Here is a 22485-nt window from a genome sequence, read left to right as displayed (position 1 = left end):
CAAACCAGCCTCGCAGCGGGGGAACTGTCCGAAGAGTTCCTGATGCGGACCGACCTGCAGGCTCGCAACGAGGGCGCCCGGCGTTTCCGCAACGCGCTCCTGCTAGCCGGCGGGGGCTTTCGGCGTCGGTGGGGGACGGTGGACCTTGCCGGCCTGTCTGGCATCTCTCGTCTCGAGACATACGGCATTGGCGATGGAGATGAGCGCCTCCTTGTGTTTGGCGGAGGCCAGTTCCAGGTCCGCAACCTCGACGGTTCGCTGGTGCAAAGCCTGACATCTGGCGTTCCGTGGGGCGTGATTCACCTCAATTCGATGCAGGTCGCCATCGAGGACGGCAAGATCATCGTCACCTCAAACAGCTTTGCCCCGCATCTTCTGAGTCTCAACGCTGGGACATGGAGCATCGCGCCGCTCTCGTTTTCGGACGGACTGAACGGTGCGAAGCTGCAGCCCTACTGGCGCTTTGTTGAGCGTGGCGTCAGCCTGACACCTTCGGGATATTCCGGATCGGTGAGCCTGACAACGAGCGCGGCGTTCTTCACGGCGCAGCATGTCGGCTCCAGAATTCGGTATACCGGCGTCGAAATACAGATCACCGCAGTTACCAATGCAACCAGTGCGACTGGAACGGTCATTGGGTCGCTGAAGCCGACGCTGACGTTGACCGTCGGATCGACGGCGGGGTTCTCAATCGGGCAGGAGGTCCAGGGCAAGGACACGCAGATCCGTGGGGTGGTCTCTGCGGTGAGCGGCAGCACGCTCACGGTGCAAATGCTGGACGGGTTCACGCCGTTTGACACTGCGGAGAAGCTCGTTGGACCGACGGCGGAGACGTCCATCTCAGCCGTCGGCACCGCTGCCACGCCGGCCGCGACGACTGACTGGGATGAAGCGCTGATTTCCGCAGCGCGCGGCTACCCTGGCGCGTGTGCGCTGCACCGGAACCGGCTGCTGCTGGGTGATTTTCCCTCAGCACAAAACGTCATGGCGGCCAGCGCGACGGGTGATATCCAGGACTTCAGCACGGGGACCGGGCTGGAGACTGACGCCATCATCGAGCGTGTCGGACGAGAGACCAGCCTGGGTCTTCGTCACTTCGGGTCGACCGAGCAACTTCTGATGTTTACGGAGGCCGGCCCCTACTATGTGCCGGAACAGGTTGCGGCGCCTCTATCACCGTCGAACTTCGAACTGCTGAAAATCGGTCCTGAGGCGGCGGCCGCACCGCAGCCGCTGCTCGTGTCGGAAGGCATGGCGTTCATTGAGCGTGATAGCGGCCGGCTCATGATCTGCATTCCCACCGGCAATGTACGCCGTTCATGGGAGATTGCGGACCTGTCTGAACTCGCGTTCCACCTGATGGGCGAGCCGGTTGAAATAGAGTTGGTTTCGGCCGGGACGGAGAGCGATCGCCTAGTGACCCTGTTGCGGAGCGACGGTCAGATTGCCCCCCTTAGCTATCGTCGCAGCGCCCAGTTTTCGGGATGGGGCCTATGGACAACGACGGGAGCGTGGAAGTCGCTTGTTGTCGCGGGCGGGTTCCTGTTCGTCGTGTCCGCGCGCATTGTTAATGGCAGCCCAGTCTATCGACTGGAGCGCTTTGATCCATCGGCTTGGGCTGATGATATGGTCAGCCTTTCGTCTCCTACGACGGCCGTTCCGCTCTACGCAAATCGAACGGTGGGGGTTTGGAGCGGGCCATCCAAGATCGGCGAGTTTCCGGTTAATGCGTCTGGCGTGATCCAGGGGCTGGATGAGTCCGTGGGCCCTGTTCAAGTGGGTCTCGATTTCCCCGTCACCGTCGAGACCATGCCCCCAGTTGATCAGCAGCGCGGCCTGCGTCCGATGATGAAGATCACGCGCGCTGACATCGATGCGGTCGAGAGCGTCGGGTTCAAGGTCGAGGGACGCGATCCTTCCGGCTGGTCCGGCGCCACGGTCGCAGGCGCAGTGACCCCGACAACAGGCGTGCGTCGTTTCCGTCCGCTGGGGCGGCGAAAGTACCCGACCATCACCATTACGCAGGACGTCGGAGGTCCGCTGGAAATCCGATCGATCACCATGGAGGTCACGAGCTGATGGCCAGCGAAGCTGCAAGCATCGGTTCGACGGTTCTAAGCGCCGGCTCATCCATCATGGGCGGTCGCGCTCGTTCGAGAGAACTCAAGGGCGAGGCTGTGATGCTGGAGGCCCAGGCCAAAGGCGTGGACATTCAGGCGAAACAGGCCAGTGAACGCCGGCGCGAGGATCTGCGCGCTGCTCTATCGGCCTATACGGCGCAGCGAGCGGCGCGCGGCCTTAGCCTTGATACGCCTTCGGGCATCGCCATCGAGAACGAACTACGGCGCCAGGCGGTTCGCGATGAGTCTGTGGAGCGGCTGGGTTACACGAACCAGGCGGGGGCCCTTCGCATGAGCGCAGCGGCCAAACGGCGCGGCGGATCGCTGGCGAACTCGATGGGGTGGCTGAACGCCGCCAGCACCATCATGAGCAACGCCTCTGATTTGGCCTCGGCGGGGCGCAGGTAATGGCGACCGGCGCAAATCTTCAGCCAGGACGCGGCATCCAGGTCTCGAACATTACGCCCCAGGTCAGTCTGCGCACGGGCGAGGCTGAGGCGTGGGATCAGGCTGAACGGACCTTTGATCGTCTGTACGATGCCGCCAAGCCGAACCTGCTACGCCGCGCGCAGGAGCGGGGCATGGTCGAAGGCGTTGAGATCGCCGAGGGAACGCGGGAATACCGTGCACCCCGCTTTGCCTTTGGCGACGTGGCGCAGGCCCGCCAGCGTGCGATCGAGACAGCATATGAGGCGCGCGTCAGGCAGGACGTAGACGCGCGGCTGGGCGAGTTGCGCCGCGAGTTCCGATACGATCCGCAGGGCTATGAGGCCAAGGCGCAGGAGGTGGTTTCCGGGTTCATTCAGGGCGCGCCTCCGGAGTTTGCGGTTGCGGTCGAGAGCTATGCTCAGACCAAGAGCCGGGACGGACTTTCGTGGGTCGCGGACCAGCGCGCCGCGCGCGACGAACAAGAGACCGTGCAGGCGCTTGGCGTTCGGATCGCCACATTGGACGAGCGCGTCATAGCGCTGGCCAGCCAGCCGGGCGGCACTGAGAAGCCGGAATACCTGGAAGCACTGGCCGAAAGGGCGGCGCTGCAGGATCAGCGCGCCACAAACCCCGCCTTTCTCTACAGCGACGAGCAACGCGCCGTCGACGACGACAAGTTGGACAACGCCGTCCTGGGAGCCAGCGTCAGTCGATCGGCCATCGAGGCCTATGCTGACGGTGGCAAGGGACAAGTCGGTTACGCCGCGGCGACACGCTTCCTGAATGAGGAAGTCCTGAACGGCGAGGCGTTTCAGGATCTGCAGCCTGAAGCCCGACAACGCATCTATCGCGACGCCATGGGGCAGCTGCGGGATTACGCGGCCGTGGACCGGGAGGAACGTCGCGCCGAGGAGCAGGCGGAGCGTGAGGCGCGCGCGGCGCGGCGTGAAACCGTCGGTGATTATCGGCTGCGCATCCTGCTCGGCGAGGTGACCGAGGCTGATATCCTTGCGGACGACAGCCTGACCGATACGGACAAGGCCGGTCTGGTCAACAGCGCGCGGGCTCAGGTGCGGCGGCAGCAGGCCGACGCGCGAACGACGACCGCGCTGGAGAATGCCAACGCGCGCGAGATCTACGGCGGCTTCCGTGATCAGGCGCAGGCTGGGACGCTGACGCAATCAGAGCTGGCCGACGCGCTGAATAGCGGTCTGATCACGCAGGGACAGGCGACTACGCTGCGGACCCTGAACGACCGGATCTTGAAGCCTGTTGTCGAGGACGTGCTGGCTCCAGTGAGGGATGCCGCCAAGGCGCCTGGCCGGTCGATCCGGGGCAATGCAGCAGCCATGGTCGTGGCGGAAGAGGCGGCGGCGCAGTTCGTTCGCGCCAATCCGGACCTGACACTGGAACAGCGCCTGGCCGGTGGCCGAGCTATTGCCGAGCGCGTCTTTGGAGGCGCGGCGCAGGGGCGTCCTCAAACCCAGCAGAACGTGAACACTGAGCGCACCGCGCAGCTAAGCGCCCTGTCGGCTGAGCGGACCCGCCGCCAGCAGCAGGGGCGTCCCATGAGTACGGCCGAATACAACCGCCGTCGAACCGAGATTCTCCATGGCAACTAACCCCGCCCGCTCCGAGATCGAGAGCTACGCCCGTTCGACGGCGCAGCGCCATGGCGTCGACCCCGACCTGATCGTCCGGCAGATCGGCCAGGAGTCGAGTTTCAACACCTCGGCGGTGTCTCCAGCCGGCGCGCGTGGGCTGATGCAGTTGATGCCCGGCACGGCTTCGGATCTGGGCGTGAACCCGGACGATTGGCGCCAGAACATCGACGGCGGAGTGCGCTACATGGCGCAGCAGCTTCGCGACTTTAACGGCGACACGGAGCTGGCGCTGGCGGCCTACAACGCGGGACCGGGCAATGCTCGCTCGCGCGGCAAGGACTGGAGCCGTTACGCGCCGGAGACCCGGAACTATGTGCAGGCGCTGACCAGCAACGGTCAGTCCACCGGCTATCGCGTCGTCAAGTCAGAGGATCTGGGCGAGGGGGACACGCCGGAGAGCCTGCGGGCTCAGGGCTATTCCTTCGACGCTGAGCGAAACGTCTGGGCGCGCACGGTCGGGACGGAAAGCGGCTGGACGCCGCCCGCGCCGATGGATCTGGCCTACGAGCGCCGTCAGGAGGAGCGCGAGAGCCTGGCTCTAGATCAGGAAGAGGCGGACCTGCAGGTCGCGGTGCAGGCAGGTATCGGCTTGAGCGACAGCGTGGCCGGTTCCGTTCTGAAGGACGTCGGCAAGGGCGTCTTCCTTGAAGGCGGGCAGGCGGTCGTTTCTGGCGTGAAGCGCGGATTCAACGCGATCATGGACTTGACCGACGAGGCGGGCGATTTCATCGAACGCTATGTCCCAGGCACGATCGCGTGGTCCGGGCTGGACAATGACCCATCGACGCCGTTCCGCATCCGGCTGACGACGCAGAACCAGGCGCAGGCCGAGCAGGAGGGCGCTCAGGACGGGCAGCGTTCGTGGCTGCAGCGCCTCGGCGCCGCGCGCCTGCGCGCCCCGACGAATGAGGGCGAACGACCGGAGACGGTTACCGGCCGTCTGATAGAGGGCGTGTCGCAGTTCGCCACGGGTTGGGGGACGGGCGGGTCCGTGTTGAAGGGCTGGCAGGTCGCTACGCGCGGCGGCCAGATCGGCAAGGCGCTGGCGCAGGGTGCGCTGGCGGACTTCGCTGCGTTCGACGGTCAGGAGGCGCGGCTGAGCAACCTGCTAGCCGAATACGCCCCAGAGGCTGTGGCGCCCGCGTTTGAGTGGTTGGCTGCAGATGAGGACGACCCGGAGTTGCTGGGCCGTGCCAAGAACGCCATCGAGGGCAGCGTGCTGGGCGGCGCGACGGATCTGATTGCGGGAGGGCTGCGTGCGCTCGGCGCGGCGCGTCAGTTGAAGCGTGCCGCGCGCGAGGAGGCCGCAGCGCAGGGCCTGCAGGTTGATCCGACCATCACCGCGGCCGAGACCGCAGCGCGGGGTGAGGAGCTGGATGCTGCGGTCAAGAAGGCGCTGGGCAACCCGGAGGCGCCGCGGTTCAGCACAAAGGCGGCGGGAGCCGAACGGACGACCCGCAAGGCTCCGGGCGAGCTGGCGGAGCAGGTGGCTGAGGCCGCTCCGACCAGCAACGTCTTCAACATCAACCTCGCGCGCATCCAGACCAGCGAGGACGTGCAGGCGGTCATCACCGGCATGGCGGATCGTTTCGCTAAGGACGTGGACTTGGCGCGTCGGGCTCAGCGTAGTTGGGACGATACGCGCGAAGCCGCCGGGCAGGTCGACTGGGTGCAGGCGATGGCGGAGCGCCGCGTCGGGGATGCGGTGAATGCCGAGACGGCGCTGGCCTTCCGAGAGGCAGTGAGCGCCAGCGCGAGCAAGGTGCTGGATCTGGCCCGCGCCGTGCGTGACGAACCGACGCTGGCGAACCAATATGCCTTTCGCCGCGCGACAGCCACGCACCACGCGATCCAGATGGAATTGATGGGCGCGCGGGCTGAGGCGGGACGCGCGCTAAACGCCTTCAAGATTCCGGCTGAGACGCCCGCCGCGAAGCTGCGCCAGATCGACGATCTGATTGCTGACGCGGGCGGGGCCAATAGCGCGCAGGAGTTGGCGGACCGTATTCTGGACGCGGCGGCCAAGGGCGACGTTGCTCTGAATGAGATGATCTCTCAGGGCGCGCTCGGGCGCACGCGCGAGATCATCAAACTGGCTTACACCAATAGCCTTCTTTCGGGCTTCGGCACGCCGATCATCAACCTGGCGGGCAACGCCGGGATGCTGCTGTTGAATACGGCGAGCCGGGCTGTCGCTCCACGTCTGGCGCGTGTCATGGGCGGGCAGGGCGCCACGCAGATCGGCGAGGCGTCTGCGCTGGTTCATGGCTACCAGCAGGCCATGCGCGACATGTTCAGGCTGAATCCGATCGAGGCGGCGCAGAGGATTGGCGACAACGCGGGCGAGGCGCTGCGTCGCGACGGCCTGTTCCGCGGGCTGGCTCCGGGGCTGGATGACGCCATTCCCAGCGGTCTGAGCCTGAGGGCCGAGCGTGAAGAGGCGGGCATGGCGACGAGCCGCCCCCTGTCCGCCGCGGCATGGCGCGCCGATGAGGACTCGACGCTGGGTCGCGTCCTCGACATCGCGCAGATGCTGGTAGACGCCCCATCGAACTTCAACGCCTTGGGCGACGACTTCTTCAAGACCATAGCTGCACGGGGAGAACTGCACGCTCAGGCGTTCCGGCAGGTCATGTCCGAGGGCCTGGAGGGAGAGGCGGCTCGGACGCGCCTGGCAGGGCTGCTGGATAGCCCGACGGACGACATGATGAAACGAGCCGAGCAGGAGATGCACGACCTGACCTTCACGCGTCAGACGCCCGGCATCGCGACGGCCTTCAGCGACCTGCGCCGCTACATGGACGACAACCCGACGGGCGTTCCGATTGGGACTATCATCCTGCCGTTCATCCGCACCCCGGCTAACCTCGTCAGCATGGGGATGCAGTATTCCCCACTGGCAGGATTCTCGCGCCGGTTCCGCGATGACTTCGCCGCGGGTGGCGCGCGCGCTGAAACGGCCAAGGCGAAGATGGCCGTAGGCACGGCGCTGTGGTCCGTCTGGATGGGCATGGCCATGGACGGTCAGATCACGGGCGCCGGACCCGGAAATCGCAGTCAGAAAGAAGCGCTGTTGCGCACCGATGAGTTCGGCGGTGGCGTGTTCCAGCCCTACAGCGTCCGCTTCGGGGATCGCTGGTACAGCTTTGAGCGGGCTGATCCGATGGGGCAGGGGCTTGGCCTGATCGGCGACATGGCTGATCTGATGAAGAATGCGGACTGGGACAGCGACCGCACTACGGAGTGGGATGAGGTTGCGGCTCACGCCATCATGGCGCTGGGTCAAGCGTTCTTCGACAAGACCGTCCTATCTGGCGTGACGGAACTGACGAGCGCCCTGCTGGATGGTACGCAGGCGGACGCCGAGAGGCTGCTGCAAAGGCGCCTGACCGCCATGCTTCCTGCCAGTTCGAACCTGCGGATGCTCCGCCGCGGTGAAGACCCGTATATGCGGGAGGTCGCCGGGGTGGTGGATGCGTTCAAGAACACCATCCCAGGACTGAGCGACGACCTGCCTCCGGCACGCGATCTGTGGGGTAAGCCGCGCACCTATCAGACGGGGCTCGGCACGGTCTACGACGCCATCGTGCCGGTGCAGACGCGCGCTGCGGGCGGGGCTGCGATTGATCTGGAAATCCTCAACAACGGCGTGTCGGTGACGATGCCCAGCCGATCGATCAACGTCATGGGCGAGAACGTCAGCCTGAAGAACCGTCCGGACATCTACAGCGAGTTCCTGCGCCTCTCAGGCGAGCCGGCCTTTGAGCACCTCAACGCCGTTGTTGAGGGTCGTCATCCGGACAGTGATTTCTATCTGTCGCTGACCGACGGGCCCGAGGGCGGGAAAGCCGACTATATCGGAGATGTGATTCGTGCCTATCGCGCGGATGCACGAGCGATGATTCTCGACATCTACGCTAGCGACCTGCAGGATATGGCCATGGAGCGCGTGCGGCGCAGAGAGCAGGCGAGGGTCGGGGCATGGTGAAGAGGGCGCTTATTGTTATTGCAGGTGTTCTGGTAAGTGGGTGCCAGCCCGCCTTCACAACCACTGCAGAACTTGAGGCGGAAATTGCCAGCTTGAGAGACGAGTTGGACAGCCTCAAGCGGAGCCATGAAATCACCGATCGGATGACGATGGCCGTAACGGATCGTGTTGAAGAGGTGGCGACTGACGACGCTAAAAACCACGCTGAGGCGATGAGTGAAATTTCCGCTTTGTCGCAAGATGTTCAAGGTATCGAATCTAGGGTCGGGTACTAACCCCCGTGCGTTGAGGCAAATTTCCGCCCCGCCATGCTCCACGCATGGCGCGCCTCATCATCCCCGACGAACTCACGTCCGTTACGTTCCAGGCCACGGCGCAGACCGTGTTCCCGATCAGCTTCGCGCTGTTCGGCAAGGATAACCTGCGCGTCTTCGTCGATGGCAACGAGCTTCCGCAGTCTTCGTTCACGTTCTCCGGCGCCCTTCTTGAGGGCGGAGGCTACCAAGGCGGCACGGTTACGCTGACTTCCGCCGCCACAGGCGAAGTGACGATTGAGCGGGATATCCGACCCGTCCGCGCCTCAAACTACGCGCCGTCGAACTTCGTGCAGGTTGGGGCGGTTGATCAGGCCCTGAACAGGCTGACGGCCGTTGATCAGGATCTGGCGCGGCGCCAGGCCGAAGACCGCGCGCGCCTTGAAGAAGCGATCGAAGAGGCGGGAGACAGCCTCGGCAACATCAACAAGCTGGATAAGCGGGAAGGGCTGGCTGACCTGCTCAACAAAGCGGCTGGCCGCGCCAGTCTTGAATCTCCCCGAATGATCACCGCCGAGATGTACGGCGATGTGCTGTCTACCGCGGCTAACGCGGCACTGATGGCTGGGCTTCCTTTCCTCCAGCAGGCGGAAGCGGATCTGATCATCGACCTGACGCCTTACCTAGCATCGGCAGTGACTGATACCGACCGATACAACGCCGTAAAGGGCGTTCTGTCATGGGCTCAGAAGGTCGTCGGCCCCAGCAACTATCGAACAATCCTCCAACTGCCGGTAGGTCTGACTGATGTCGGAGGCGCTGGGTCGAATACGCAGAACTTCAACCTGTCCGGCAAGGATGGGCGCAAGATCACGTTTTCAGCCCCGCAGATCGTGGACTTCATCGGAATTACCTCGATCTCGTCTGTGCCCGGGATGGGAACAGAGCGTATCGTGACCGTCGGCTTGAGTGCACCGCTTCCGGCCCGCGTGGTTCCGAACTACATCCTCGGCCTGCAGGAATTGGTCGGCAACAACGACATCGGGTTCTTCGGTGGGGGCGTTAGGGTCGATACCATTGCGGGCGACCGCATGAGTTTTACCTATCGCCGGCTGTTCCACGTCCCCCCGACCGACCCAACGGTGCTGACAGCGGGCGGCCCCATCAACACACGTCCGCGCAACTCAGTCGTGGTGCCCTACAGCTCGTTCATCGGCGCATGGTCCTCCGCCGCAGCCGAGGGAATGTTCACGCTCCGTGACGGCGCGCAGGTGGATTCTCGATGGATCGGCTGGGGGTCTAAGGACACCGGTACGCAGGGCGCCATTGTCTCGGTCGTGGGGGCCGGGTCTCGGTGGACTTCGCTCGATTGGGAGTGTTGGCTCGGCGGCGGCGAGCGGGTGGCGCGCGGCGCGTTCGGGGGCGACTTGAACTTCAACCGGGCCTGCATTGGCGCGGACAGCCGCACCAGTTCCTCATACCTGATCGAGACGCAAGGATACGCCACGGTCCAGATCACCCGGTCAGACCTGGGCGGCGGGCGCTCCGGGTGTGTATCTGTGTCCAACGGTGGCGGAGGATACCTAGGGCAGAACAACTTCCACGGCGGAAACATCGCCTGCATCGTTGCGCGTCAGGCGCCCGTCCTGGTCTATCCAGGCCATGCCTACGGCTCGCAAATCGGTGCGCTGGCGACAGACGGCGGCGTGCTGATGGGCGGCAACGGCACCACCTTCCTCACCACGCACCGTTGCAACATCGGCTGGGATGGGAAGAGGGGCGGAAGAGTGGTAGGCCCCCTGACGTCCGACAATGACGTTTCGGCCTCATGGGCTCGCGCTGACATGATGCGCGATGGGTCTGTATACACGACGCGGGACGTGAACCCGACAGACGCGGGGCGTTCTGTCACGCTCGCAAACAATACCTTCAAGCAAGCCTCGCTCCGAGGAACGGTGGGCACGTTGCTGATCACCTGTCGGTCGAGCATCGTATCGAACTGGTACGCAGTTGTGTCGGGCAGCAATGTGGTGTCTGGAGGCTCCTCGGTTACGATTCACCTCGGGTCTGATGCCAGAAACTCTATCGCGTCCGGGACAACTCAACTGGCGGACGGGGCCACCAACCTGGCCGTTCCGGCCGCAGGGTTGCCTGGAACGCCCATCAACGCTGGGCGCCATACGTACGGTATATGGGCGAATGCAGGTGCGCCGTTCCTGCAAATGGTGAATGAGGATGGCGGAGAACGAATCTACGACATCATCATCACCGGAGACTTGGAGTTAGGTGTTTTCTCCTAACGGCTCAGCGGCCTGGCGGGCGAAGCCACCTGTAAATCTCCTCCATCTCCGGATCTTCGCGAAGGGTCGCTAACGCAGTCCGCCCGCGCGCCGTGAAAGAGAACCTATATGCGGCCCCGCGTCGTCCAACCGCACGATCGATTGAGCGAGTGAACACGCCGTTCTGAACCAATATTGAGTAAATCCACGGCATCGTTCCCACGCGAAATCGCGTCTCTCGTGGGAGCAAAATCGGTCCCTCCAAGATCACACGCCAAATAGCCTCAATCTCGTTATCGGGCGTGACCGGAGTTCTTATGGTCAGGTCCATTATGCTGGCCTGAAAGGGCGTCATGCGACATCTGTTCCCGCGCCGCCGCATTCACCACACGGAGCGCGCAAAGGAGCGTTATCTGTCATCAGCGGAGGCAGGTTGACCACTCCCGTCCCATCGCAGGCTTTGCAATCAGGCGATTTGAACACGCCGGGAAAGTGCAGGATCGTCGCGCTTGGCTTGGTCATTGGCTATATTTACTCGCGGCAAGGATGGCTGTGAAGGCGGATTGTTGAGGGCGTCGGCCTCGTCAAATCGGCCCGCCCTTCTGAGCATTGCCGTCAGTCGCTTTCTGTTCGCATCGCTCGGATCCATGGCGTGGAGGATCACGTAGGATTCTATTGCTTCGTCGCCTCTCCCTGCCTTGGTTAGGGCGGACGAATAATGCGCGCGAGCTTCAAGACTGTTAGGCAATTCCGCGACGGCTTGGGCAAGTAGATCAGTTGCGTCTTCACCGAGTTTGCTCTTCGCCCGGCCCTCGCTGAGCGCCTGACTAAACCAGCGATCGTAAAGTCGCAAAAGATGCTCTTCGAATGTGAAGTCACCTTCGTACCAAAATGTCCACTTGCGGTTTCGCGCCCATTCTAGGCCAAAGTGGTCGATGACCTGCGGGTGGATGGGCGCCTCAACAGCTTGAATGCCTGGCCCTCGCTCCCATTCTGGGGCGCGCTCGAGCGCGGCGTCCTTCACGTCCGACTCAAACGGAAGGCGCTCTATGACTTCGGTCATGATGAAGGCCATCAGCGGCCCGTCAGGATGGTTTGCGGTGCGCATGGTGCGCCCCTCGATCATGCGATCCGCAATGGAAAAGTCGGACATTGCGTCAATCTGACGGGCCTTCTCCATCTGGATTTTCATGAGCCGGGAGAGCGGGAATCTCTTGGTCAGGTCGACAGAAAAGTAAGCGTCGAGAAGCTCGTCCTTGGTGACGCCCTTGGCCTTGAGGCTATCAACGAGGCTGTCCCTGATGGTGTATGGGAAAAGGGCCTCTCTGGGCGACCTGTCCGCTGTTCTGGATCGTGGCGGCATGAGTGGCCAGTGCCATCCCAGAAGGGCGGCTGGATAGCGCACCAGAGCAACGCCGGAGGGCAGGTCGTCAGCCTTTACCGTAAAGTCAGCCCAGTTGTGGGTCGTCTGTTGGATGACTGCTGCAAGCTGAGGGCGGAGCGTCGCGAACTCGGCAGCGCTTCTCGTGAACACCACGTCGTAGTTTGCGCTTACGGCAGGGACGCGCGTGAGGTTGGATCGGATGGTCCCGCTCTGGCAGTTGCCCAGGCAGACGATAACGGGCTTGGTCATGCCTCTCACCTAACCCCAGTTTTTCAATGATGCAAACACCACAATTTCCATCCAACTGACTTTCTAAGTCATTGTAATTTATATTGTGAACAACTCGGCAACAGTTGGACGGAAGTGTTGTTTATCAATCGTCCGAGGCTGGTTTGGGACCAGAGGGTCGGAGGTTCGAATCCTCTCGCCCCGACCACGGTTTAAGCCCCTTTGGGCTGGATGAGTTGTATACTTATCCAAGCCGCCGAAGCGCTGACTTTCGACTAGCATTACCAAGAGCAGACGCCCGCGAGTATCCGCCAAGGGTGGAAGTGGTCATCGGGTGGAGAGCAAACGGCGCGGGGCTAACTGCTCATAAATGCAGTCTTCTTTGATTTTATGTTCCGAAACGCTCTCGGGAACATGGGCAGTTCATGCATTTCCGACCGGCTGGGGTTGAAACTGCAGAAGCCCACACCTCTCGGCTGCCTCAACCACCTGAGTACGAATGGCCCACTCGTCATCAGGGCCGATGAAACAGCCCGAGATTGATAGAGTGCTCGCGCCGCGCGCAGGCGGACGCCGCGAAGGTTAGGTCGTGAAGCAAAGTTCGCTTAAGGGTGGCTAGCGGACCTTAAGCGAGTATTGTTAGGACTCGACAGGGGAGCAGAAATGAGCCGCGACGCTAGAGTGGGGTGGAGCTTCTGCCTGATCACCGCCGCCTACCTTTTGATCGCTACGTCTGGGTTATCCGTGCTCGTGATGAGTCATTGCGTTCTTAGCGACGCACAGATCGCTGCGGGTCAAACCTGTGATCAACCTGCGGACCGTTTTTTCTGGCCCGCTGTTCTCGTTGCTTCGGTCGGGTTTGTCGTCGTCGAGGGGCTACTTCTTCTCTGGGCTCTCCGGAAGTAGTGATGAGCGGAGGTCAGCTGCGGGTCGTGAACCGAAATTCGCTTAAGGGTGGAAGGCAGACATGGGCAGGGGCATAATCTGGCTAGAATGAACGGAAGGCTTGGGCAACACACTCCATGACGACAGAGAGACGGCGGCGGGCAGCTGTTATCGGTGGCATTGCCTTGGTCATGATCGCCGGTGCGATTTTTTGGCGGCTGGCGCCAGTTGGGGCTTATCCACCTGTCGCCATTTATGCCCTCGTCATCCCGGTCAGCGCTTTCGTTCTAGGTCTTCTGCTGCTTCTGAAATCTGAGTTCATCGACCTTCTCAATATTACGAGAGTGGAAAGGAAAGCCGCTACGGATCGTCAGAAGGCTGAACTTTCTAGGGTGACGGGGCCGTCGATTGCTCTGTTGATCATTCTATTTTTGGCGGGTGCGCTGATGTGGGCCGCGCCGATGGCAGATGGCCGATTTGGCTGGGGCGGTACAGCGATCGCCACGTCTCTATATTTTTCCGGCCTAGCGGTGCTGCCACTCGTCTCGCTTTTGGGAACGCTGCTTCGATTTCGAGAAATCGATATTTTAGCTCAGCGAATCTGAAGTTGCGACGGTCCGCAATGGGTTGAAAGCCGCCCTTAGCCCTCACCTCAACCTGCCCGTCGCATCGGCGTCTCTGACGCGCGTCAGGTCGAGGCGTAGCCGCCGTTGATGGCGTAGGAGAAGCCGATCGGCAGGGCGGCGCGGACCTGGGTGAAGAAGGCGGCCAGTTCGCCCAGGGTCGAGCGCGGCACGAAGATGATGTCGCCGCGTCGCAGCGGCAGAATTTCGGCGCGCGGCGCGCTCAGGTCGATCGCCTTCATCATGCGGACATCGCCCGGTCCGCGGCGGATCAGGGCGCAGCGCGAGGCTCTGGACGACGGCAGGACGCCGCCGGCCATGATGACGGCCTGATAGGCGTCGATGTCGCCCGGCATGTCGAACACGCCCGGATTGCGCACCTCGCCGTCGACCCAGACCTTCAGCGGACCGGCCTGGCGCAGGGTCACCTCGACCTCGGGCCGCAGCAGGTGAGGGGCGTAGGCCATGGAGATGTCGGCCTCCAGTTCGGACAGGCCGCGATCCGCCGCCGTGACGTGGCCCAGCAGGGGCAGGGACACCCGGCCGTCCGGGCCGATCTTCAACTGGCGGGTCAGCTCTGACGCGGTCGGCAGGGCGACCTCGATGTCGTCGCCGGGATAGAGGCGGTATTCGGGTTCGACCTCGGTCCAGTCGGCGAAGGGCAGGCCGGGCGGGAAATCGTCGACCGCCGTCGGACGCGGCCGTCCGCCGCCCGACCCGGCGCCGCCGGCGCAGCCGGCCAGGCCGGCGGCCAGCGCCATGAGGATGAGGCGGCGATCGAAATTCATGGTCGGGGACGGTCCAAGCGGAGAAATGTCGTCTTCTGTCAAGCTGACGGCTTATAGGTAACGCGTGGTTAACGCGTGGCCCTCAGTGTGGCGCACAACAGTCATCGACCGAGAAATTCGTCTTTTATGCGTTCCTCCCTCGCAGCAGCCCGTCCCCGTTACGGCGTCGTCGACGTCGTGGCCCTGCTGTTCCGCGAGTTGGTGCTGATGATCGTGATCTTCCTGGTGATCGCTGCCCTCGGCGCGGCGTTCGTCATGACGATGAAGAAGACCTACACGGCCGGCGCCAGCCTGTTCGTCGGGGTGGGACAGGAATACGTCTATCAGCCGCGCGTGGGCATGGGCGAACGCGCCATGCCGCCTTCGGCCAGCGAGGTGGCCCAGTCCGAGGCCGCCATCCTCAACAGTCTTGAGGTCAAGCGCCGCGTGGTGCGCGCCCTGGGCGTCGAGAGCTTCCAGGGCGGGGTCCCTTCGACCGAGAGCCCGGCGCGTCAGGAAGCGGCGGCCATCCGTTCGGTGGCCGCGGGGCTCGGCGTCGAGGTCACGCCGCTCAGCCCGGTCGTGGGCCTGAGCTACAAGAGCGGTGATCCGGCCAAGTCGGCGCGGGTGCTGAACACGGTGATCGACCAGTATCTGACCTATCGACGCGAGGTCTTCCAGGACCGCGCGACCTCGGCCATCCGCACTCAGCGCCAGACGTTCGAGCAGGAGCTGGCCGACGCGGATCGCGCCTATGAAGAGTTCCTGCGCACCAACGCCATCGGCGATTTCGCCACGGCCAAGTCCACGGTCGCCAACAGCTATCAGTCCGTCTTCACCGAGCGGATGGGCGTTCAGGCCCAGTTGCAGCAGGCCTCGCAGCGTCTGGCGACCCTGGCGGCCCAGTTGGCGCGCACGCCGGCCGAGGTGGCCCTGTATCAGGACCTGAACGTTTCGGCCCAGGACCTGATCCTGCAACTGCGCACCGAGCGCGAGAGCCTGCTGGCCCGCTATCAGCCCGACGCCCAGCCGGTGCGCGAGATCGAGTCCAAGATCGCCCAGCTTCAGACCTATGTCGGCTCCGGCACGGCTGTCGGGGCCAAGGAGGTCCGCACCGGCCCCAACCCCGTCTGGGTCGAACTGGAGACCACCCGCATCAACGCCCAGGCCGAACGGGACTCCCTGGCCGCCCGCCTGGCGGTTCTGGACCGCCAGCTGGGCGATCTGCGCGCGCGTCAGACGCGACTGACCGAGCTGGAGTCGCGTAACTCGACCCTGGCCGGAAACCGGGAGGTGCTGACCGCCTCGATCCGTGAGTTCCAGCAGCGCGAGACCCAGAGCCGCGCCGACAATGAACTGGTCAAGGCGGGCGCCGACAACGTCACCGTCATCGAACGCGCCCAGCCGCCGTCGAAGGGCAAGAGCCTGCGTTTCCCCCTGATGATCGCCGTCCTGGCTTTCGCCGGGTTCACGGCCCTGTGCGTGGGCCTGCTGCGGGTCTTCCTGCGCCGGGGCTTCGTCATGCCGGCCACGCTCAGCCGCACGCTGCAGGCGCCGGTCCTGGCCGTGGCGCCCGCCAAGAGCGCCTGAGCCCTGCGCGTGCTAGGCTGGGACGAAGGGCGCACGTAACGATTCGCATGGTCGATCTGACGACGGAAATGGCGGGACTGTGGGCGGCGCTGGGACCAGCGCCGGCCCATCGCGGCCGCGTGATCCTGTTCGCCGCCGCCCAGACGGGCGAGGGCGTCTCGACCGTGGCGCGCGAGTTCGCCCGCATGGCGGCCGTGCGCGGCCGTCGCCCGGCCTGGCTGGTGGACGGCGATCTGACGCAACAGGCGCAGATGGAGCAGGTGGAGGGCCAGCCCGATCGCTTCGGGCGGCTGGGACCTGCGGTACAGGCCTCTCCGGACGGTTCTGCCTTCTTCACGGTGGCGCCGCCGATGCGCGGTCGCGACGGGCGCGCCGTGGCGCCGGGGCGGCTGATGACGGCCAAGGCCTGCCTGGGCGGCCGTCTCTACGTCACGCGTTTTCACAATGAGGTCCTGCGCGCGGGCCAGCGGGCCGAGGCGGTCAATGATCCGCGCTACTGGACGCGCCTGCGCGCCCACGCCGACACCATCGTCATCGACGCCCCGGCGGCCGATCGCAGCGACATGATCCTGACCCTGGCGCCGCTGGCCGACGCCACCGTCCTGGTGGTCGCGGCGGAGACGACCGACGCGGCCGGACCCGTCGCCCTGCGCGACGAGATCGACGCCCAGGGCGGTCGCATCGCCGGGGTGGTGATGAACCGGGCCAAGTGGAAGCCGCCCGCCTTGCTCAAGCGGTTCATCGGCTAGGGCGCGTTAGGTCCGTCCCGCCGCGCGTTGCAATCGGTCCAGCTCGCGTTGACCGTAGAACTGCGGTTCGAAGCCCTTCATCCAGAACAGCTTGCCCAGCCCCCGCGCCGTACGGTCGGCCATGTCGGCGCGCCTGGGATGGCGGATCAGGCTGAGGGCCAGCGTCGCCGCGCCCCAGACCGCCGTCTGCGCCGCGCCGACGGCCATCCAGCGCGCTACGCTGGGCCAGTTCTTCGCCTCGGCGGCGGTCTGGCTCGGTCCCTGACCATAGGCGAAGGCGCGCGTCAGGGCGTAGCGCAGGGTGGCGCGATGCGGCGGGGCGAACTCGTCCACCCAGGCGTCGGCGGCCCAGCCGAAGCGGCCGCCGCGCGCCTCAAGGGCGGCGAACAGCACGTCGTCCTCGCCGCCGATCTGATCCGACCCGACGTGGAAAGGCTGTTCGCCGGGCAGGGCCGTGGCCCGAACCAGAAGGGAGTTGCCGCAACCGTGGGCGTGATCCAGCACGCCGTCCCGGTCCGGTCCGTGACGGCCGAAGAAACGCTCCAGATAGGGCGTGGTCCAGCCGGTCCCCTCGGGCACGCGCCCGCGAATAGGGCCGAAGACGGCGTCGGCGCCGGTTGCCGCTTGGGCGCTCAGCAGGGCGGCCAGCCAGCCAGGCGAGGCGGCCTCGTCATCGTCCAGGAAAGCGATCAGGGGCGCGGAGGTGGCGGCCAGTCCGGTGTTGCGCGCCGTGGCGACGCCGGGACGCGGCGCGTGGACCCAGATCAGGGGCGCGGGCGATTCTGACCGCAGGGCCTCGACCGTTTCGCGCGAACTGGCCTCGGGATCGTTGTCGATTACGACGATCTCGCGCAGACGCGTCGCCACGTCTTGCTGGGCGAAGACCGAGCGCAGGGCGCGCGTCAGGCTGTCCATGCGGCGCATGGTGGGGATGACGACGGCGACGTCGGGCGCGCTCATATCGCCTCCGCATAGAGGGCCGCGCGATACAGCCGCAGGGCGAAGGCGCGCAGCTCGGTGGGCAGAATCGGCGCGCGCGCGGCAGCCTTGATCAGCGGGCGCAGCGCCTTCAATCCCGGCACGGCCTTCAACGCCTTGGCGACGCGATAGCTGGGGTAGGCCGACACGAAGTCGGGGTGGCGCGCCACGACGCGGGCGAAGTTCGGCGCCGACTGTTCGTATTTGGCGGCCAGGGCCTCAACCGTGTCCAGACCCATGTGGGTGGCGGGGTTGTCCAGATGCACGACCTCGAACCGGCGCGAGACGCGCATGGCCCACTCGACGTCTTCCCAGCCCCAGCCGCTGAAGCCGGAATCGAAGGTCTCCGTATCGAAGACGTCGCGGCGCACCAGCAGGTTGGAGGTGAAGACGTATTTCTCGGGTTGTTCGGCGCGCTGGGCGGCGGGGATGCAGTCCGACCGGGCCGCCATGTGGCGATGGACGGCGAAACGCGCATCCTGCGGCGCCTGCAACAGGGAGAAGCCGCCGAAGGCCACAGCCGGACGCGCGTCGCGGGCCAGATCGACCCACGTCTTCAGGAAGCCCAGATGGTCGGGCCTCATGTCGCTGTCCAGGAACAGGAAGGTCTGACCGCGCGCGGCCTGCGCCAGGCGGTTGCGGCCTTCCGAGCGCCCCTGATTGGCGCTGAGAGAGATGAGGCGCACGGGCAGGGCCATGCCGTCGATCTGGCCGCTCAGGCGGGCGGTCAGTGCGGCGTCCCTGGTGCCGTCGTCCAGCACGATCAGCTCGGCCTGTCCGGCCAGCGCCGCGGCCTCGGCGTCGAGCCGCTGCAACAGGTCTGTGGGATCGTCGCGCAGGAAGGGGATCAGCACCGACAGGATCGGTTGCGCCTCGGCCCATGCGGAGCTGTCGTGGTGAAGAGCCTCACTCATGCCGCCTGCCTCCGTGCGCGCAGGAAGGCTTTCAGCCGCACGCTCAGATCGCGCACCCCGGCCGCGTTCAGGGCGTAGGCGACCACGCCGTAGACGATCACGCCCACGCCGGCGTCCAGCATCAGTTCGGCGAACCCGCCGATGGCCGGCAGCATCATCACGACGCCCGCCATGACGGCGGCGGCCAAACCGCAGCGCGCCAGCGCGTTCCACGGCACGGGCAGGGGCAGGATGCGCCGCCCGATGGTCATGGAGGCGGCCAGACCCAGCGCAAAGCTGATCGCCGTCGCCCAGGCCGCGCCCATGACGCCGAAGCGCGGGATCAGCAGGACGTTCAGGACGATGTTGCTGCCCGCCGGAATGCTCATGGCCAGCAACAGCCAACCGGTGCGGCGGCCCAGGGTGAAGGCCTGTCCGAAATAATAGGTCGTCATGCCCGACAGGAAGGCGCCCAGCGCCACCCACGGCGTGACCGAGGCGGCGACGGTGCGCAGGTCTTCGCCGATCATGAACTCCGCCAGCGGCCGCGCGACCAGGGCCACGCCCACGGCGGCGGGCAGACCGATCAGCACCAGGGTCGAGGCCTGCTCCCTCGCGGCGGTTTGCAGATCCTCGCGCCCGCCGCGCTCCAGCGCCATGACCAGCGCCGGGGCGCCCGCCGCGCCCAGCCAGACGAACATGACGTCCAGCGTCCGATTGGCGATGCTGTAGGCCGCGTGATAGGCGCCGACCGCCGCTTCGTTCATGAACAGGGCCAGCAGGAAACGGTCGGTCGAGGCCAGCACCACCGTCAGCCCCAGGCCGACGGCGATGGGATAGCCGTAGACGGCGTAAGCCTTCAGACGCTCGCGATCCAGGCGCCCGCGCCGGGCCTCGCGCAGTTCGGCGGGCAGGACGAAGGGCAGGGCCGCCAGCGGCGCCAGCAGCATCCCCGCCAGCGGCGCCTCGGCCCCCAGGCCCAGCAGGGCCAGACCGACGCCGAAGGCCAGCCCTGCGACCGCGCTCCAGATGTCGATGGCGGCGGCGGGACCCACTTCGCCCGCGGCGCGGAACCGCTCCTGCGCCAGCTTCAGGAAGCAGCGCACGGGAATCCCCGCCAGCGCCACGGTCAGCGGCAGGCGGAAGTTGTCCGGCATGGGCCACAGCCAGACGGCCAGCCCGGCGACGGGCGTGAAGACGGCGGTGATCAGGAAGGCCGCGCGGTACAGGCTGGCGAAATGCCCGGCCATCTGGGCTTCATCGGACTGGGCCGCCCAGAAACGCGCCATGGAGGCTTCCAGCCAGCTGAACGTCGCCACATGGGCCAGCGTCAGCACCGAATAGGCCAGGGCGTAGCGCCCGAAATCCTCGGGCGACAGCAGGCGCGTGAAGATGATGATGGTCAGAAACCCGACCACGCCCTGCACGATATTGGCCGGCAGGTAGCCGAACACCCCCCGCCAGAACATCAGCGCACGGCCATCCGGTCGCCCAGCAGCACGGGAACGGTCATGGCGATGATCCACAGGTCCAGCCAGAAGGACTGGCGCTCGATGTATTCGATGTCGAGCTGCACGCGGCGACGCACTTCATCCGCCGTATGCAGCGGCCCGCGCGAGCCCTTGATGGCGGCCCAGCCGGTCATGCCGGGCTTGATGCGGTGGCGATGGGCGTATTCGGCGACCAGACGCGCCGACTCGGCGTCGCCGGTCTTCATGCCGATGGCGTGCGGGCGCGGCCCGACCAGGGACATCTCGCCGCGCAGCACGTTCACCAGTTGGGGCAGTTCGTCCAGGCTGGTGGCGCGCAGGAACTTGCCCAGTCGCGTCACTCGATCATCGCCTGCCGTCACTTGGCGGCTGGCGGTGGCGTCGGAGGCTTCCTGACGCATGGTGCGGAACTTCCACACCACGATCTCTTCCTGGTTGAATCCGTGGCGGCGCTGGCGGAACAGGGCCGGACCCTTGCTGTCCATCCGCACGGTCAGACCGATCAGGAACAGCGCGGGGCTGAGCACGACCAGGGCCAGGGCCGACAGGATGATGTCGAGGATACGCTTGTTGAAGGCGCGACGTTCGCCGTCCACTGCGCCGCCCAGCAGGGGCAGGGAGGCCGAGGCCAGCTTCTCCAGCGCCTCGTTCCGCTGGGCCGCGCCCCTGGGGTCGACCAGCATGGTCAGGGGGATGGGCAGGGCCTCCAGCCGATGCGTCAGGGCGCGGACCCGCGCCTCGGCCTTGGGATCGATGGCCAGGATGACGCGGTCGATATAGGGCGTCAGCCGGTGCTCCATCAGGGCGTCGGTCCCGCCCAGCACCGGGACCCCGGCCAGAGCGTCGGGCGTCCGGGCCAGGCGATCGTCGAAGACGCCCAGGATATTCAGGTCGCGACGATCCAGCGCCTCGCGGATCAGGGCCTCTGCGTGACGCGTGGCGCCGACTACGACGACATTGGGGGTCAGGTCGCCGCGGCTTCTCCACTGCGCCACCAGCATGCGCCAGATGGTGTGCAGACCGGTCAGCAGCACCGCCGAGGCGATCGCCCACCAGCCGTATTCCGCCAGCGGCGCTTCCCCGTCCAGCAGGGCGAGGCCCAGGAGGCCGGCCGTCGCGCCGCCGACGCCCGCGACGGTCGCGACGCCGGCCAGGTGGCGCGCCGGGGCTCGCGTGCGGTCAAATCGATACAGTCCCAGCGAGCGCGCCAGGCCCAGGGTCAGCAGGCAGCCGACCAGAATGGGCAGGGCCTCGATCAAGGTGACCTGCATCAGGCCGCCGGGGTTCATGCGGCCAATGGCCACAAGGCACAGGAAGGAGGAGGCGACGATGTCGACGCCGCGGAAATAGAACACGCGCCGCCGCGCCGCTGCGCGCTGGCGGGTGTTCAGCCATACGTCCGGACGCAGCGGCCCCCGCCGAGCCCGGCCGGCGCGCCCGGTCTCCGCCGCCGGCGCACGCGCTTCGACCAAGGCTGCGCGATTCGCGCGCGCGCCTTCGGCTGCGGAGCCCAGTGTGTCAGCAGGGGTGATAGCCAAGTCTTTTTCCCGAAATCGACCAGAATGGGGTGCGAACCCCGTGTCACATGCCACTCTTATGCCGGGTTAACACAAAGGGTGTCAGTTCCGCATTGCGAAGCGCCGCGCGACTCGCTATCCACGCGGCCTGCCGGAGACGTGGCCGAGTGGCTGAAGGCAACGGTTTGCTAAATCGTCGTACCCTGTAAGGGGTACCGAGGGTTCGAATCCCTCCGTCTCCGCCAGAATTCCCATCCAAAAAGATGATGTTGTCAGCCTTGGCCTTGCTGAGGGCCGCCGGCCTTGGCTTCGCTGGGACGGCGTACGGCGACGCCGTGTTGGCGCAGGATGCGGCGGGCGACCTCGGGCGCGCCGATCATGGGCAGGGGCTGGCCGAAATGCTCGCGCCACAGTTGGTCCAGACGAACTTCCTCCGGAGTGAGCAGGCGGGTCATTGGCGAGTCCTTGTTACGCAAGCCCGCCGCTTTTAGGCCTTCCTGACCGAGACAAACGCAAACTCATGTAAGCTGGACCATATGTGATGGAACCCGCGGGATATTGGATATCCGGGGCAGGGCTTCCCTTGGGTGATCTTGGCGCCGCCCGGCGCGCGGGTTAGGCGTGTGGCTCAACCTTCTCAACGGGAG

At 65.4% G+C, this 22485-nt stretch carries 16 protein-coding genes and 1 tRNA gene; 10 read left to right on the top strand and 7 right to left on the bottom strand.

Going from position 1 to position 22485, the window contains the following annotated elements:
* The first annotated feature begins 42 nt into the window (after positions 1-42).
* The 6 genes from V8J38_RS11140 to V8J38_RS11115 are packed head-to-tail and all read left to right on the top strand — an operon-like array spanning position 43 to position 10755.
* Positions 43-2079, top strand: a complete 2037-nt coding sequence (locus tag V8J38_RS11140) for a hypothetical protein (protein WP_338575709.1) — start codon at positions 43-45, stop codon at positions 2077-2079.
* Positions 2079-2528: a hypothetical protein gene (locus V8J38_RS11135; protein ID WP_338575708.1), complete on the top strand. Its 450-nt coding sequence runs from the start codon at positions 2079-2081 to the stop codon at positions 2526-2528. Before V8J38_RS11140 ends, V8J38_RS11135 begins: the two co-directional genes overlap by 1 nt.
* On the top strand, positions 2528-4171 hold the full coding sequence (locus V8J38_RS11130; RefSeq protein ID WP_338575707.1) for a hypothetical protein: 1644 nt from the start codon (positions 2528-2530) through the stop codon (positions 4169-4171). The genes V8J38_RS11135 and V8J38_RS11130 overlap by 1 nt, the downstream gene beginning before the upstream one ends.
* The gene (locus tag V8J38_RS11125) at positions 4161-8201 is read left to right on the top strand and encodes a lytic transglycosylase domain-containing protein (RefSeq protein WP_338575706.1); all 4041 of its coding nucleotides are present in this window, start codon (positions 4161-4163) and stop codon (positions 8199-8201) included. The genes V8J38_RS11130 and V8J38_RS11125 overlap by 11 nt, the downstream gene beginning before the upstream one ends.
* Positions 8195-8476, top strand: a complete 282-nt coding sequence (locus V8J38_RS11120) for a hypothetical protein (protein WP_338575704.1) — start codon at positions 8195-8197, stop codon at positions 8474-8476. The genes V8J38_RS11125 and V8J38_RS11120 overlap by 7 nt, the downstream gene beginning before the upstream one ends.
* A 44-nt stretch (positions 8477-8520) precedes the next feature.
* Positions 8521-10755 carry a hypothetical protein gene (locus V8J38_RS11115; RefSeq protein ID WP_338575702.1) on the top strand — a complete coding sequence of 745 codons (2235 nt, stop codon included), beginning with the start codon at positions 8521-8523 and terminating at the stop codon, positions 10753-10755.
* Positions 10756-11200: 445 nt separating this feature from the next.
* On the opposite strand, the gene V8J38_RS11110 is transcribed toward V8J38_RS11115, so the two are convergent.
* A complete protein-coding gene (locus V8J38_RS11110; RefSeq protein WP_338575700.1) occupies positions 11201-12367 on the bottom strand; it encodes a WcbI family polysaccharide biosynthesis putative acetyltransferase in 1167 nt (388 codons plus the stop codon).
* 1049 nt (positions 12368-13416) lie between these two features.
* On the opposite strand from V8J38_RS11110, the gene V8J38_RS11105 reads away from it, so the two are divergent.
* Positions 13417-13836 carry a hypothetical protein gene (locus V8J38_RS11105; RefSeq protein ID WP_338575699.1) on the top strand — a complete coding sequence of 140 codons (420 nt, stop codon included), beginning with the start codon at positions 13417-13419 and terminating at the stop codon, positions 13834-13836.
* Between the two features lie 83 nt (positions 13837-13919).
* Here V8J38_RS11105 and V8J38_RS11100 read toward each other — a convergent pair whose 3' ends face one another.
* Entirely contained in the window at positions 13920-14642 is a 723-nt protein-coding gene (locus V8J38_RS11100) for a polysaccharide biosynthesis/export family protein (protein WP_338575697.1), read from the bottom strand.
* 126 nt (positions 14643-14768) lie between these two features.
* Between V8J38_RS11100 and V8J38_RS11095 the strand changes: the two genes are divergently transcribed.
* Both V8J38_RS11095 and V8J38_RS11090 read left to right on the top strand, forming a co-directional pair.
* The gene (locus tag V8J38_RS11095) at positions 14769-16211 is read left to right on the top strand and encodes a chain-length determining protein (protein ID WP_338575696.1); all 1443 of its coding nucleotides are present in this window, start codon (positions 14769-14771) and stop codon (positions 16209-16211) included.
* 47 nt (positions 16212-16258) lie between these two features.
* Positions 16259-16960: a hfsB gene (locus V8J38_RS11090; protein ID WP_338575694.1), complete on the top strand. Its 702-nt coding sequence runs from the start codon at positions 16259-16261 to the stop codon at positions 16958-16960.
* 6 nt (positions 16961-16966) lie between these two features.
* On the opposite strand, the gene V8J38_RS11085 is transcribed toward V8J38_RS11090, so the two are convergent.
* Genes V8J38_RS11085 through V8J38_RS11070 form a run of 4 tightly spaced genes read right to left on the bottom strand, consistent with a single transcriptional unit; the run spans position 16967 to position 21859 of the window.
* A complete protein-coding gene (locus V8J38_RS11085; RefSeq protein WP_338575692.1) occupies positions 16967-17920 on the bottom strand; it encodes a glycosyltransferase family 2 protein in 954 nt (317 codons plus the stop codon).
* Entirely contained in the window at positions 17917-18852 is a 936-nt protein-coding gene (locus tag V8J38_RS11080) for a glycosyltransferase family A protein (RefSeq protein WP_338575690.1), read from the bottom strand. Before V8J38_RS11080 ends, V8J38_RS11085 begins: the two co-directional genes overlap by 4 nt.
* Positions 18849-20300 carry a lipopolysaccharide biosynthesis protein gene (locus V8J38_RS11075; protein ID WP_338575688.1) on the bottom strand — a complete coding sequence of 484 codons (1452 nt, stop codon included), beginning with the start codon at positions 20298-20300 and terminating at the stop codon, positions 18849-18851. The genes V8J38_RS11080 and V8J38_RS11075 overlap by 4 nt, the downstream gene beginning before the upstream one ends.
* The gene (locus V8J38_RS11070) at positions 20300-21859 is read right to left on the bottom strand and encodes an exopolysaccharide biosynthesis polyprenyl glycosylphosphotransferase (protein WP_338575686.1); all 1560 of its coding nucleotides are present in this window, start codon (positions 21857-21859) and stop codon (positions 20300-20302) included. Before V8J38_RS11070 ends, V8J38_RS11075 begins: the two co-directional genes overlap by 1 nt.
* Before the next feature lie 132 nt (positions 21860-21991).
* Between V8J38_RS11070 and V8J38_RS11065 the strand changes: the two genes are divergently transcribed.
* Positions 21992-22083, top strand: a tRNA-Ser gene (locus V8J38_RS11065).
* Positions 22084-22110: 27 nt separating this feature from the next.
* On the opposite strand, the gene V8J38_RS11060 is transcribed toward V8J38_RS11065, so the two are convergent.
* On the bottom strand, positions 22111-22293 hold the full coding sequence (locus V8J38_RS11060) for a hypothetical protein (RefSeq protein ID WP_291781900.1): 183 nt from the start codon (positions 22291-22293) through the stop codon (positions 22111-22113).
* Positions 22294-22485 lie beyond the last annotated feature (192 nt).

It is taken from the genome of Brevundimonas olei, from assembly GCF_037055245.1.
In the GTDB taxonomy this organism is placed as follows: domain Bacteria; phylum Pseudomonadota; class Alphaproteobacteria; order Caulobacterales; family Caulobacteraceae; genus Brevundimonas; species Brevundimonas olei.
The sequence above is the reverse complement of the archived record's forward strand: the minus strand, read 5'-3'. Positions and strand labels throughout refer to the sequence as shown.